Below are 13,247 nucleotides of genomic sequence, written 5' to 3' on the forward strand. Positions count from 1 at the left end.
CTAGCCATCCCTGCCAACGCCATGCAAGACAAGCTCGACGCCTTCCGCGATGCCATCCGGCACGCCGCCGCCAGCCGTACGCCGCTGCGCTTCACCGGCGGCGGCAGCAAGGACTTCTACGGCCAGCCGCCCATCGGCGAGGTCGTCGACACGCGCGGCCATGCCGGCATCGTCGACTACGACCCTGCGGAGCTGGTGATCACCGCGCGCTGCGGCACGCCGCTGGCGGAGATCGAGGCGACGCTGGCCGAACGCCGCCAGATGCTGGCCTTCGAGCCGCCGCACTTCGCCGGCGCCGACGGCATCAGCCGCGCGACGCTGGGCGGCGCGGTCGCTGCCGGGCTCTCCGGTCCGCGCCGGCAGTCGGTCGGTGCGCTGCGCGATTTCGTGCTCGGTGTGCAGATGATGGATGGCCGTGGCGATACGCTGCAGTTCGGCGGCCAGGTGATGAAGAACGTCGCCGGCTACGATGTCTCGCGGCTGATTGCCGGGTCGCTCGGCACGCTGGGGCTGATTCTGGAAGTCTCGCTGAAGGTGCTGCCGGTGCCGTTCGACGACGCCACGTTGCGCTTCGAGCTGAGCGAAGCCGACGCGCTCGAGCGCATCAACGCGTGGGGCGGACAGCCGCTGCCGATCGCCGCGTCGGTCTGGCACGACGGCGTGCTGCATGTACGGCTCTCGGGCGCATCGGCGGCATTGCGCGCGGCCCGTGAGCGCCTCGGCGGAGACGCCATCGAACAAGGCGACGCGCAGGCCCTGTGGCAGGCGCTGCGCGAGCAGACCCATCCGTTCTTCGCGCCGTGCCACGCCGGTGCGCCGCTGTGGCGTCTGGCGGTGCCGACCACGGCGGCGCCGCTGGCCCTGCCTGCGGCCGCAGGCGGCACGCAGCTGATCGAATGGGGCGGCGGCCAGCGCTGGTGGATCCCCGCGCAGCCGGTGCCCGCCGCGCAGGTCCGCGCGATCGCGCAGGCCGCGGGCGGCCACGCGACGCTGCTGCGCAACGGCGACAAGTCCGAGGGCGTGTTCACGCCGCAGTCGGCGCCGCTGATGGCGATCCATGCGCGGCTGAAGGCGGCCTTCGATCCGGCGGGCATCTTCAATCCGGGGCGGCTGTATCCGGAGCTCTGAACCCGCGGTCCTCTCCGCCATTCGCTGACACAACCGCCTCGGCAAGCCACAACGACAAAAGCAATCGACAAGCCGGCGCGACAACCACTCTGGTCCCTATCATGCAAACGACCCTGGCCGATTTCCTCCGCGACACGCCCGATGGCGAAGAAGCCAAGTCCATCGTCGGCAAGTGCGTGCACTGCGGCTTCTGTACCGCGACCTGTCCGACCTACCAGCTGCTCGGCGACGAGCTCGACGGCCCGCGCGGGCGCATCTATCTGATGAAGCAGGTGCTCGAGGGCAACCCGGTCACCGAAAGCACACGGCTGCATCTGGACCGTTGCCTGACCTGCCGCAACTGCGAATCGACCTGCCCGTCGGGCGTGACGTACGGCCGCCTGGTCGATATCGGCCGCCAGGTCGTCGACGAACGGCTCGCCCAACAGGGCCTGCATCGTCCGGCGCGCCAGCGCATCGCGCGCTGGGCGCTGCGCGAAGGGCTGACGCGCCCGCGCCTGTTCGGCGCCGCGATGCGCATGGGCCAGCTGGTGCGCCCGCTGCTGCCCGAGGTGCTGCGCAACAAGGTGCCGGTGGGCGCGCCGGCCGGCGCCTGGCCGCAACGCGAGCACGCGCGCAAGATGCTGCTGCTGGCCGGTTGCGTGCAGCCGTCGATGTCGCCCGACATCAATGCCGCGACCGCGCGCGTGTTCGATCGTCTCGACGTGCAGATGGTGGTCGCGCCCGAGGCTGGTTGTTGCGGGGCAATCCGCTACCACAATGGCGATCATGCAGGCGGGCTCGACAATATGCGCCGCAATATCGATGCGTGGTGGCCGCATGTCGAAGCGGGCGCCGAGGCGATCGTGATGAATGCGTCGGGCTGCGGCGTGATGGTCAAGGAGTACGGCCATCTGCTGCGCCACGATCCCAGGTACGCCGAGCGCGCGGCGCGCATCTCGGCGCTGACGCGCGACGTGTCCGAGCTGCTGCCCGCGTTCGCGGAGCCGCTGCAGCGCCTGGCGCAGGCCGCGCCGCCGCCCGCGCAGCGGGTCGCCTGGCACCCGCCCTGCACGCTGCAGCACGGCCAGCAGATTCGCGGCAAGGTCGAGGCGCTCTTGACCGCACTCGGCGTGGAGGTCAAACTCTGCGCTGACAGCCACCTGTGCTGCGGATCGGCGGGCACCTATTCGGTGTTGCAGCCGGATCTGGCCTATCGCCTGCGCGACGACAAGCTCGCGAAACTGCAGGCCACGCAGCCGGACACCATCGTGTCCGCCAATATCGGCTGCATCACCCATCTGCAAAGCGGCACGCAGACGCCGGTGCTGCACTGGATCGAACTGGTGGATCGCATGCTCGGTTGACGGTGCGCGGGGGCTGCCGCCGGCGGAATCGCGGTGATTCCGCCTGGCCGACCAACCTGCCCCTCGCATGCTCCAGACGCTTGCCATCCTGCTGGTATTTCAATCCGTGGGCGAGGTGTTCAGCTACGCGCTGCGCCTGCCCGTGCCCGGTCCCGTGATCGGCATGATCCTGCTGTTCTGCTGGCTCGCGATCGACGATCGCCTGCTGGCGATCATCCAGGGCACCACCGCCGAACTGCTCAAGCATCTGTCGCTACTGTTCGTGCCGGCCGGCGTCGGCATCATGGTGCACGGCAGCCGCATCGGCGGCGAATGGATGCCGATCATCGTCGCGCTGGTGCTGTCGACGTGGCTCGCGATCGCCACCACCGCGCTGGTCACGCGCGCGCTGATGCGCAAACCGCCGGACTCCCCCACCGGTGCCACCGGTGCCACCGGTGCCGCGGGTCCCGCCGCGGACCCTGCCGCAACCGACGCGCGAGAGACGCGATGACGCCGCGCCTGAACGAGATCTGGGTCTATCTGGCCGCCAGCCCGCTGCTCGGGCTGACCGCGACGCTGCTGGCCTATGTGTTCGCCTTCCGCATCTACGAACGCGCGCGTTTCTCGCCGCTGGCCAATCCGGTGATGATCTCGGTGGCGCTGCTGGTCGCGGTGCTGACCGTGACCGGCACGCCGTACCAGACCTATTTCGACGGCGCGCAGTTCGTGCACTTCCTGCTGGGCCCGGCCACCGTGGCGCTGGCGGTGCCGCTCTACCAGCAGTTGCCGAAGCTGCGCGCACACGTGCTGCCGCTGCTGGGCGGGCTGCTCGCGGGCTCGCTGGTGGCGGTGGTGTCGGCGGTCGGCATCGCCTGGCTGCTCGGCGCCTCTCCCGAAGTGGTGCGCTCGCTGGCGCCCAAGTCCGTGACCATTCCGATCGCGATGGGCGTGGCCGAGAAGATCGGCGGCCTGCCGTCGCTGACCGCCGTGCTGGTGATGGGCACCGGCATCATCGGCGCGATCAGCGCGACCAAGATCCTGAACCTGCTTGGCATGCGCGACTACAGCGTGCGGGGCTTCGCCACCGGCCTGGCGGCGCACGGCATCGGTACCGCGCGCGCCTTCCAGGTCAATCAGGAGGCCGGCGCCTTTGCCGCGCTCGGCATGGGCCTGAACGGCGTGCTGACCGCGGTGCTGGTGCCCTTGCTGGCGACATGGATGCCGCGCTGATTCGGGACTGAGCGCGGGCGCCGGCCGGTGCGGCTTCAGCCCGCCGGGTCGGCCAGCAGCGTCTCGATATCGGCCTCGATGTCCTCGGGCCTGGTGGTCGGCGCGTAGCGCTTGTACACCGTGCCGTCGCGGCGCAGCAGGAACTTGGTGAAGTTCCACTTGATCGCCTCGATGCCCAGCAGGCCGGGTTTCTGCGCGGTCAGCCAGCGATACAGCGGATGCGCGTTGGTGCCGTTGACGTCGATCTTGGCGAACATCGGGAAGCTGACCTGGAAACGCGATTCGCAGAACTGGCCGATCTGCTGCGCATCGCCGGGCTCCTGCTTGCCGAACTGGTTGCACGGAAAGCCGAGCACCGCGAAACCCCGTCCCGCATGGCGCTCGTGCAGCTTCTGCAGGCCGGCGTATTGCGGCGTGAAGCCGCATTCGCTGGCGGTATTGACGATCAGCAGCACCTTGCCCTCGAACTGCGAGAGCGACACCGGTTGGCCGGCCAGCGATTCGGCGGTGAACTGGTAGACGTTGTCCATGGCGTGTTCCTGTCGGCGAACGGGTTGGGGAGCAAACACTATAATGGCCTACCCCTCGTTGCCAACCGTTTCTTTTGATGTTTGCCTGCCGAACCATGCCGGTCATAGCCGCCAATCTCCAAACCGTGCGCCGGCGCCTTGCCGCCGCCGAACTCGAGGCGGGCCGATCCACCGGCGAGGTCTCGCTGCTGGCGGTGTCCAAGACCTTTCCCCCCACGGCGGTACGCGAGGCCTTCGACGCCGGCCAGCGGGCCTTCGGCGAGAACTACGTGCAGGAGGGCCTGGACAAGATCGCCGCGCTGGCATCGCTGCGCGAGCAGCTGTCGTGGCACTTCATCGGTCCTTTGCAAAGCAACAAGACGCGCGCGGTCGCCGAGCACTTCGACTGGGTGCATTCGGTCGACCGCCTGCGCATCGCCGAGCGGCTGTCGGCGCAACGCCCGGCTTCGATGGGACCGCTGCAGGTCTGCATCCAGGTCAATATCAGCGGCGAGGCCAGCAAGAGCGGCGTGGCGCCGGCGGACGTGCTGCCTCTCGCACGCGCCATCGCGCCGCTGCCCAATCTGCATCTGCGCGGGCTGATGGCGATTCCCGAGCCCGCCGACGATATCGCGGCGCAGCGCCGCCCCTTCGCCGCGCTACGCGCGTTGCTGGCCACGCTGCGCGAGGACGGGCTGGCGGTCGACACGCTGTCGATGGGCATGTCCGGCGATCTCGAAGCGGCGGTGGCCGAAGGCGCGACCATCGTGCGCGTCGGCACCGCGATCTTCGGCGCCCGCCCGCGCCCGGCATGAAGCCGGCCGTTCACGTTCCGACTCTTCGATTCCCGACTCATAGCGAGACCCACCCATGCTCACCACTCTGACCTTCGGCTTCGTCGGCGGCGGCAACCTTGCCACCGCCCTGATCGGCGGCCTGATCGCGCGCGGCGTGCCGCCCACATCGATCCGTGTCGCCGACCCGTACGCGCCGGCGCGCGAACGGCTGGCCCGCGAGCAGCGCGTGCATACCGTCGAGGCGCCCGATGTCGAACTGGCCGGCAGCGATGTGATCGTGATGGCGACCAAGCCGCAGCAGTTCCGCGAGGCGGCCGAACAACTGCTGCCGCAGCTGCGCACCGCCGGCGGCCGCAGCCTGGTGATCAGCGTGGCCGCCGGCATCCGTCTGCACGACATGCAGCGCTGGCTCGGCGGTCATGCCCGCGTGGTACGGTCGATGCCGAACACGCCGGCGCTGGCCGGCAAGGGCATGACGGGCTTGAGCGCGCCGGCCAGCCTGTCGGCCGAGGACCGCGCCATCGCCACGGCATTGGCCGAGGCGGTCGGTCAATGCGTGTGGCTCGACAACGATGCGCAGATGGACGCGGTCACCGCGGTCTCGGGCAGCGGCCCGGCCTATGTGTTCTACGTGATCGAAGCGATGGAGCGCGCCGCCGCCGAGCTGGGCCTGACCGCCGCGCAAGGCCGCCAGCTGGCGATCGAGACGTTCCGCGGCGCGGCCGCGCTGGCGGCGCAATCGAGCGAGCCGGTGTCGACATTGCGCGAGCGCGTGACGTCGAAGGGCGGCACCACCTACGCGGCGTTGACGGTGCTGGAGCAGTCCGGGGTCGGCGATGCCTTCGTCAAGGCCGTGCATGCCGCCGCGGCGCGCGGCGCGGAAATGGGCGACGAGTTCGGCAAGGAAGGCTGATATCGCTGGCGTCCCCGCGCAGGCCGGGATCCGGCGGCGTGGGAAGTCACCGGGTTCCCGCCTGCGCGGGAACGACAAGATCTACCGCAGCGCGTAGGCCAGCGCGGTGCCGGCAAACACCCAGGCGCCCAGCCAGTTGTTGTGGCGGAACGCCGCGAAGCACTGCATGCGGTCGCGCCCCCGGATCAGCGTGTAGTGGTACAGGGCCGTCACCGCGGCGGCCGCCAGGCCGAGCCAGTACGGCCAGCCCAGCCCCAGCATGCTGCCGGCCAGCGCCATCAGCGCCAGGAAGCCGGCGTAGCAAATCATGATCGCCGCGACATCGAAGCGGCCGAACGTGATCGCCGAGGTCTTCATGCCGATCAGCAGATCGTCGTCGCGGTCGACCATCGCGTAGGCGGTGTCGTAGGCGACCGACCAGAACACATTGGCCAGCAGCATCAGCCAGGCCACCGGCGGCACCTGCTGCTGCACGGCGGCGAAGGCCATCGGGATGCCGAAGCCGAACGCGATGCCGAGATACGCCTGCGGAATCGCGAAGAAGCGCTTGAAGAAGGGATAAGTCGCGGCGACGATCACCGCCACCACCGACAACCATTTGGTCAGCGCGTTCAGCGGCAGGATCAGCAGGAAGGCGAGCACGGCGAGCGTGCCGGCCACCGCCAGCGCCTCCCAGGGCTGAATGCGCCCGGCCGTCAGCGGCCGTTCGCGGGTGCGCTTCACGTGCCTGTCGAAGTCGCGGTCGGCCCAGTCGTTCATTGCGCAGCCGGCCGAGCGCATCAGGAAGGTGCCGACCACGAAGATCCAGAAGATCGGCCACGGCGGCGGCCCGCCGGCGGCCATCCACAGCGCCCACAAGGTCGGCCACAGCAGCAGCAGCGTGCCGATCGGCTTGTCGATGCGCACCAGGCGTGCGTACAGGGCGAGACGTTCGAGCATCGGGGTCGGTCGGTGGGAGCGGGACAGCGGCACGGGCGAGGCGGCAGGAAGTGGGATCGAGGCGAGGCCAGCGGTTGCGGTCAGGTTCGATTGCCCCTGGCGAGGCCCCTGCTGCAAGCTGGAACGATACGCCGCCGGCGCTGCGGCGGCGCATCGTCACGATGTGAGTCCGCTCAGGCGAGCATCGAACGCAGCATCCATGCGGTCTTTTCGTGCGTCTGCATGCGCTGGGTCAGCAGGTCGGCGGACGGCTCGTCGGCGGCGGCCTCGACCAGCGGGAAGATCGAGCGCGCGGTGCGCACCACGGCTTCCTGGCCCTCGACCAGCTTGCGGATCATCTCGGTGGCCTCGGGCACGCCCTCTTCCTCCTGGATCGACGACAGCCGCGCGTATTCCTTGTAGGTGCCCGGTGCCGGATAGCCCAGCGCGCGGATGCGCTCGGCAATCGAGTCCACGGCCAGCGCCAGTTCGTTGTACTGCGTCTCGAACATCAGATGCAGCGTGTTGAACATCGGGCCGGTGACGTTCCAGTGGAAGTTGTGCGTCTTCAGATAAAGCGTGTAGGTGTCCGCCAGCAGCTTGGACAGGCCCTCGGCGATCTTCTTGCGGTCCTTGTCCGAAATCCCGATGTTCACGCTCATCTCGTTCTTCTTCGCCATGATCGATACGCTCCGTTCTGATGTGGCCACGACTAACTGCGGAAAAAATGCGACGGGGGCCGCCAGCGTCTTCGCCAGCGGCCCCGGCTTCGCATTATGGCATCCGAACGGGAGCGCGGACAAACCCGCGCCGCCCGTTCAGGCGCCCTGCGCCGGCCTTCAGCGTACGTTCAGCGCCCGCTCCACCCCCGCCGCGTAGGCCGGATCGATCCGGCGGAAGTGCTCGAGCTGGACCTGCACGATATCGGCCGGCACGCCCTGCATTGCCGCCGCGATATTGCCGAACAGGCGCTGGCGCTGGCCGTCGTCGAACAGCTGGAACAGCGCGCGCGGCTGGCTGTAGTAATCGTCGTCGTCCGCGCGATGGTCGAAGCGGTCCGCCACCGCGCCCACCGCCAGCGGCGGCTCGACCGCGCGCTCGCCCGCGGCGAAGGCGCCCTGCCGGTTCGGCTCGTAGTTCAGCTTGCTGCCCTGGTTGCCGTCGACGCGCATCGCCCCGTCGCGATGGAAGCTGTTGTGGAACGGGCATTTCGGCGCGTTGACCGGGATCTGGTGATGGTTGACGCCCAGCCGGTAGCGCTGCGTGTCGCCGTACGAGAACAGCCGCCCCTGCAGCATCCGGTCCGGCGAGAAGCCGATGCCCGGCACGATGTTGGACGGGTTCATCGCCACCTGCTCGACCTCGGCGAAGTAGTTGTCCGGATTGCGGTTCAGTTCCAGCACGCCGACGTCGATCAGCGGGTAGTCGGCATGCGGCCAGACCTTGGTCAGATCGAACGGGTTGATGCGATACGTCGCCGCGTCCGCCTCCGGCATGATCTGCACCTGCAGCTTCCAGCGCGGGTAATTGCCTTGCTCGATGTTCTCGTACAGGTCGCGCTGCGCGCTCTCGCGGTCCCCGGCCACCACCTTCGCCGCTTCGTCGTTGGTCCAGTTGGCGATGCCCTGCTGCGACTTGAAGTGGAACTTGACCCAGAAGCGCTCGCCCGCCGCGTTGATGAACGAGTAGGTGTGCGAGCCGAAGCCGTGCATCTGCCGGTAGTTCTGCGGCAGGCCGCGATCGCTCATCAGGATCGTGACCTGGTGCAGCGATTCGGGATGGCGCGACCAGAAGTCCCACACCGCGATCGGATCGCGCAGATTGGTGCGCGGATTGCGCTTCTGCGTGTGGATGAAGTCGGGGAACTTGAGCGGATCGCGGACGAAGAACACCGGCGTGTTGTTGCCCACCACGTCCCAGTTGCCCTCGTCGGTATAGAACTTGACCGAGAAGCCGCGCACGTCGCGCTCGGCATCGGCGGCGCCGCGCTCGCCGGCCACCGTCGAGAAGCGGATGAACAGCGGGGTCTGCTTGCCGACCTCGGCAAAGATCGACGCCTTGGTGTACTGCGTGATGTCGTGCGTCACGGTGAAGGTGCCGTGGGCGCCCGAGCCCTTCGCGTGCACGCGGCGCTCGGGGATGACCTCGCGGTCGAAGTGCGCGAGCTTTTCCAGGAACCAGACGTCCTGCAGCAGCATCGGTCCGCGCACGCCGGCGGTCAGCGAATTCTGGTTGTCGGCGACCGGTGCGCCGGCGGCGGTGGTGAGGATGTCCTTGGTGTCCTTGTCCTTGCTCATCGTGACCTCTGCTTGTGGGGGATGCGGGAAGACGGAAATGCAACGAAACCGGTGCGGCTGACTGCCAGGGCTGGCCGTGAGACTACGCGGCCATTGCGTTGCCACCGTGACGGCGGCTGCCGCAGACGGCCTCGCTGACCCGCCGTCAATAGACGGTGGCGAAACAGGCCAGGCAGCCGGTCAGTTGACGGCGCAGGTCGCGCCAGACGGCACCCGGGACGGGCAACGGCGAGGGACGGTTGCGGTTCATGCTGACTCCTTCTGCGAGCGGTATCGTGCGTCGATGGAAGGAGTTTAACAATCACCTATTGGTATGAGAATTTAATTATTTAAAACTATGATATAGCGTAAAGCTAACAAGGCGGCGAAGGCCGGCTGGGAACACTGCGGGGGAGGAATACAGCAGGCGCGGCGGCATGGCACCGCGCCGGCAGGAACACAGGAAGGGATCGGGAAGGTCAGGCCGCCTTGGCCAGCGCGTCCGGCGTCAGCTTGCGCACGCCGGGCAGTTCGCAGGCCGCCACCGCGGCGCACAGCGCTTCCATCGCCGGCAGCCGGGTGAAGCTCTTGCGCCAGGCCAGCACCACGCGGCGATCGGGTACCGGCTCGGCGAACGGCACATAGGACAGCAGGTCGTTGCCGGCATGCATGTCCGGCACCGAGGTACGCGGCAGCACCGTAATGCCGACACCGCTGGCGACCATATGGCGGATGGTTTCGAGCGACGAGCCCTCGAAGGTCTTCTGGATGCCGTCGGCCGCCTGCGAGAAGCGCGACAGTTCGGGGCAGACGCCCAGCACATGGTCGCGGAAGCAGTGGCCGCTGCCCAGCAGCAGCATGGTCTGCTGCTTCAGTTCGTCCGGCGCGACATGCTCGGCCTTTTCCAGCTGATGGCCGCGCGGCACGGCGACGACGAAGGGCTCGTCGTACAGCGGGCGCACCGTCAGGCCGGAGTCGGGAAACGGCTCGGCCATGATCGCGCAGTCGATCTCGCCCTGCTTGAGCAGCTCGATCAGCTTGACCGTGTAGTTCTCCTGCAGCATCAGCGGCATCTGCGGCACGGTGTGGATCATCTGCTTGACCAGCGCCGGCAGCAGATACGGCCCGATCGTGTAGATCACGCCGACGCGCAGCGGCCCGGCCAGCGGGTCCTTGCCCTGCTTGGCGATCTCCCGGATCGCCATGGTCTGCTCCAGCACCCGCTGCGCCTGCGCGACGATCTGCTCGCCGACCGCGGTCACCGACACCTCGGAGGTGCCGCGCTCGAAGATCTGCACGTTCAGTTCGTCCTCCAGCTTCTTGATCGCCACCGACAGCGTGGGCTGCGACACGAAGCAGGCCTCGGCGGCACGGCCGAAATGGCGCTCTCGCGCGACGGCAACGATGTACTTCAATTCGGTCAGCGTCATGTCGTATCGGCTTGGGAGGTTGCGGTGGAGCGGGCGACAGCGTGACGGCCTGTGACGGCGTCCCGGCACGGCGGGCGCCGGGGCCAGACGGTCGAATCGCCGCGAAAGCACGTCACGGAAGTGCTTCGCAAATTATCGCCTTTTCAGAAGCGATAGATTTTACCTTCGAATCGACGTTCTGTCAGAGCCGCGCGGCAATGCGGCGCAGGAGGCTCTTCTGCTGTTGCCGCCCGAGTGCGACCGCGGCGGCCGCGGCGGCCCGGGCGGCCAAGGCTGCGGATTTCACGCCTTCAGGTAATGCTCCCGCCCGCCGAGCCAGCGCGACAGATGCGCCTGCGCCGCCTCCGGGTAGCGGCTCAGCAGCAGGTCGGCGGCCTGCTGCGCCGGCTCGACCAGCCAGGCGTCGGTCTCGAGGTCGGCAAAGCGCAGCATCGCCTCGCCCGACTGGCGGGCGCCCAGGAACTCGCCCGGGCCGCGGATCTGCAGGTCGCGGCGCGCGATCTCGAAGCCGTCGGTGGTCTCGCGCATCGTCGCCAGCCGCTGCTTGGCGGTCGGCGACAGCGGGGCCTGGTACATCAGCAGGCAGACCGATTCGGCGCTGCCCCGGCCGACGCGGCCGCGCAGCTGGTGCAGCTGCGCCAGGCCGAAGCGCTCGGCATGCTCGATCACCATCAGCGAGGCGTTGGGCACGTCGACGCCCACCTCGATCACCGTGGTGGCCACCAGCACCTGCAGCTGATTGGACGAGAACGCGTCCATCACTGCGGCCTTCTCGGCCGGCGGCAAGCGGCCATGGACCAATCCCACCTTCAGATCGGGCAAGGCGGCAGCCAGCGTTTCGTAGGTCTCCTGCGCGGTCTGCAGCTGCAGCGCCTCGCTCTCCTCGATCAGCGGACAGACCCAATAGACCTGCCGGCCCTGCGCCGCGGCATGGTGCACGCGCTCGATCACCTCGTCGCGGCGCGCGTCGTTGACCAGCCGGGTAACCACCGGGCTGCGGCCGGGCGGCAGTTCGTCGATCACCGACACGTCGAGGTCGGCGTAGTAGGTCATCGCCAGCGTGCGCGGGATCGGCGTGGCCGACATCATCAGCTGGTGCGGCACGGTGGCGGGTTCATCGGTGCCGGCGCCGCGCTGTTCCGCCCCTTCCGTCCCTTCCGCCTTGCCGCGCAGGGCCAGCCGCTGCGCCACGCCGAAGCGATGCTGCTCGTCCACGACCGACAGACCCAGCTTCGCGAACCGCACCGCGTCCTGGATCAGCGCATGGGTGCCGATCGCCAGTTGCGCCTGGCCCGACTCGACGCGCGCCACGGCCTCGCGCTTGTCCCGGCTCTTGAGGCTGCCGGCTAGCCATACGACCTCGACGCCCAGCGGCGCCAGCCAGCCGGACAGCTTGCGGTAGTGCTGCTCGGCCAGGATCTCGGTCGGCGCCATCAGCGCGGCCTGGTAGCCGGCGTCGATCGCCTGGCAGGCAGCCAGCGCGGCGACGATGGTCTTGCCGCTGCCGACATCGCCCTGCAGCAGCCGGTGCATCGGGTGCGGCGCGCCCATGTCGGCAGCGATCTCGCGCACCACGCGCTGCTGCGCGCCGGTCAGCGCAAACGGCAGCGCGGCCAGGAATCGATCCAGCAGGCCGCCGGCGCGGCGCGGCATCGGCGGCGCGTTGCGGGCCCGGCGCGCCGCCTGCGCGCGCTTGAGCGACAGCTGCTGGGCCAGCAGCTCGTCGAATTTGATGCGCACCCAGGCCGGATGCGAGCGGTCGATCAGCGCGGCCTCGTCGACCTGCGGCGGCGGCGCGTGCAGCAGGCGCAGGCACTCGGCCAGCGGCTGCAGCTTCAACGGCGCCAGCGGGCCGTCCAGCAGCGGCCGCGGCAGCGTCTCCGGCAGCGGCGTGCGCTGCAGCGCCCCGCCGATGGCCTTGCGCAGATAGCCCTGCGAAATGCCGGCCGTGGCGGGATAGACCGGCGTCAGGCGATCGTGCAGCGGCTCGTCGGGGCCCACCGGGCGCACCACCGGATGGATCATCTCGGCACCGAAGAAGCCGCCCCGCACCTCGCCGCGCACCCGCAGCCGGACCCCTTCGGCCATCTGTTTGGCCTGGCTGCCGTAGAAATTGAGAAAGCGCAGCGTCAGCTCGCCGCTGTCGTCGGCGATGCGGACCACCAGCTGCCGGCGCGGCCGCAGCGTGACCTCGTTCGACACCACCTCACCCTCGACCTGCACGGCGAAGCCCAGCCCCGCGCGATGCACGGCCTCGCGGATCGGCAGCAGCGTGGTCTCGTCCTCGTAGCGCATCGGCAGATGCAGCACCAGGTCGACGTCGCGCTTCAGTCCGAGCTTGGCGAGCCTGGCCATCGCCGACGATGGCGCGGCGGGCTTGCCGGATTTCGCGGTCTGCGCGGGCTTGGCAGAGTTGCCGCCCGGCTTCGGCGTTGGCGGCTGGTCGTCTGGCTCGGGCTTGCGTTCGCTGGCGGTGACGGGCATCGAGGCGGTGGTGGACGGGACGCGGCGGCGTCCCTGACGGTTCGGATCGGATCGTGGGAAACGGCAGAGCCGTCGGGGATCCGCGGGTTGCCCCCGCGGAATACCCGCCATCACGGCAACGGCGGCAAGCCTGGCGGCCGAAGCCTTACAATAGCGGGTCCGCCGATTGTACCCATGCCTGCGCCGCGCGCAGCAGGCGCCACCGGCGGTTTCCCAACTGCTGCCGTCCCGTTT

General features: G+C 69.0%; 12 protein-coding genes. 6 read left to right on the top strand and 6 right to left on the bottom strand.

What is annotated here, in order from left to right; all coding sequences use genetic code 11:
- The first annotated feature begins 21 nt into the window (after positions 1-21).
- From glcE to J5T34_RS12680, 4 genes are all read left to right on the top strand, one after another.
- Positions 22-1,128, top strand: a complete 1,107-nt coding sequence (glcE, locus tag J5T34_RS12665) for a glycolate oxidase subunit GlcE (RefSeq protein WP_208580052.1) — start codon at positions 22-24, stop codon at positions 1,126-1,128.
- Between the two features lie 101 nt (positions 1,129-1,229).
- Entirely contained in the window at positions 1,230-2,474 is a 1,245-nt protein-coding gene (glcF, locus tag J5T34_RS12670) for a glycolate oxidase subunit GlcF (RefSeq protein WP_208580053.1), read from the top strand.
- Positions 2,475-2,541: 67 nt separating this feature from the next.
- Entirely contained in the window at positions 2,542-2,967 is a 426-nt protein-coding gene (locus tag J5T34_RS12675; protein WP_208580054.1) for a CidA/LrgA family protein, read from the top strand.
- Complete coding sequence (locus J5T34_RS12680) at positions 2,964-3,686, top strand: LrgB family protein (RefSeq protein WP_006578593.1); 723 nt, start codon at positions 2,964-2,966, stop codon at positions 3,684-3,686. Before J5T34_RS12675 ends, J5T34_RS12680 begins: the two co-directional genes overlap by 4 nt.
- A gap of 35 nt (positions 3,687-3,721) precedes the next feature.
- Here J5T34_RS12680 and J5T34_RS12685 read toward each other — a convergent pair whose 3' ends face one another.
- Entirely contained in the window at positions 3,722-4,216 is a 495-nt protein-coding gene (locus J5T34_RS12685) for a glutathione peroxidase (protein ID WP_208580055.1), read from the bottom strand.
- Between the two features lie 95 nt (positions 4,217-4,311).
- On the opposite strand from J5T34_RS12685, the gene J5T34_RS12690 reads away from it, so the two are divergent.
- Together J5T34_RS12690 and proC are read left to right on the top strand one after the other, a co-directional pair.
- Positions 4,312-5,010 carry a YggS family pyridoxal phosphate-dependent enzyme gene (locus J5T34_RS12690; protein ID WP_208580056.1) on the top strand — a complete coding sequence of 233 codons (699 nt, stop codon included), beginning with the start codon at positions 4,312-4,314 and terminating at the stop codon, positions 5,008-5,010.
- A 55-nt stretch (positions 5,011-5,065) separates the two neighbouring features.
- Complete coding sequence (gene proC, locus J5T34_RS12695) at positions 5,066-5,905, top strand: pyrroline-5-carboxylate reductase (protein ID WP_208580057.1); 840 nt, start codon at positions 5,066-5,068, stop codon at positions 5,903-5,905.
- A gap of 81 nt (positions 5,906-5,986) precedes the next feature.
- Here the strand turns inward: proC and ubiA are convergent, their stop codons facing one another.
- The 5 genes from ubiA to recG form a co-directional block, all read right to left on the bottom strand.
- Entirely contained in the window at positions 5,987-6,844 is an 858-nt protein-coding gene (gene ubiA / locus J5T34_RS12700; protein WP_208580058.1) for a 4-hydroxybenzoate octaprenyltransferase, read from the bottom strand.
- A gap of 173 nt (positions 6,845-7,017) precedes the next feature.
- Complete coding sequence (locus J5T34_RS12705; RefSeq protein ID WP_006577618.1) at positions 7,018-7,503, bottom strand: Dps family protein; 486 nt, start codon at positions 7,501-7,503, stop codon at positions 7,018-7,020.
- Between the two features lie 159 nt (positions 7,504-7,662).
- Positions 7,663-9,120, bottom strand: a complete 1,458-nt coding sequence (locus J5T34_RS12710) for a catalase (protein ID WP_208580059.1) — start codon at positions 9,118-9,120, stop codon at positions 7,663-7,665.
- A gap of 458 nt (positions 9,121-9,578) precedes the next feature.
- Positions 9,579-10,529, bottom strand: coding sequence for a LysR substrate-binding domain-containing protein (locus tag J5T34_RS12715; protein WP_208580060.1), 951 nt, complete (start codon positions 10,527-10,529; stop codon positions 9,579-9,581).
- Positions 10,530-10,811: 282 nt separating this feature from the next.
- The gene (recG, locus tag J5T34_RS12720) at positions 10,812-13,013 is read right to left on the bottom strand and encodes an ATP-dependent DNA helicase RecG (RefSeq protein WP_208580061.1); all 2,202 of its coding nucleotides are present in this window, start codon (positions 13,011-13,013) and stop codon (positions 10,812-10,814) included.
- Positions 13,014-13,247 lie beyond the last annotated feature (234 nt).

Origin of the sequence: Cupriavidus gilardii, assembly GCF_017598945.1 — a bacterium.
In the GTDB taxonomy this organism is placed as follows: Bacteria; Pseudomonadota; Gammaproteobacteria; order Burkholderiales; family Burkholderiaceae; genus Cupriavidus; species Cupriavidus gilardii_E.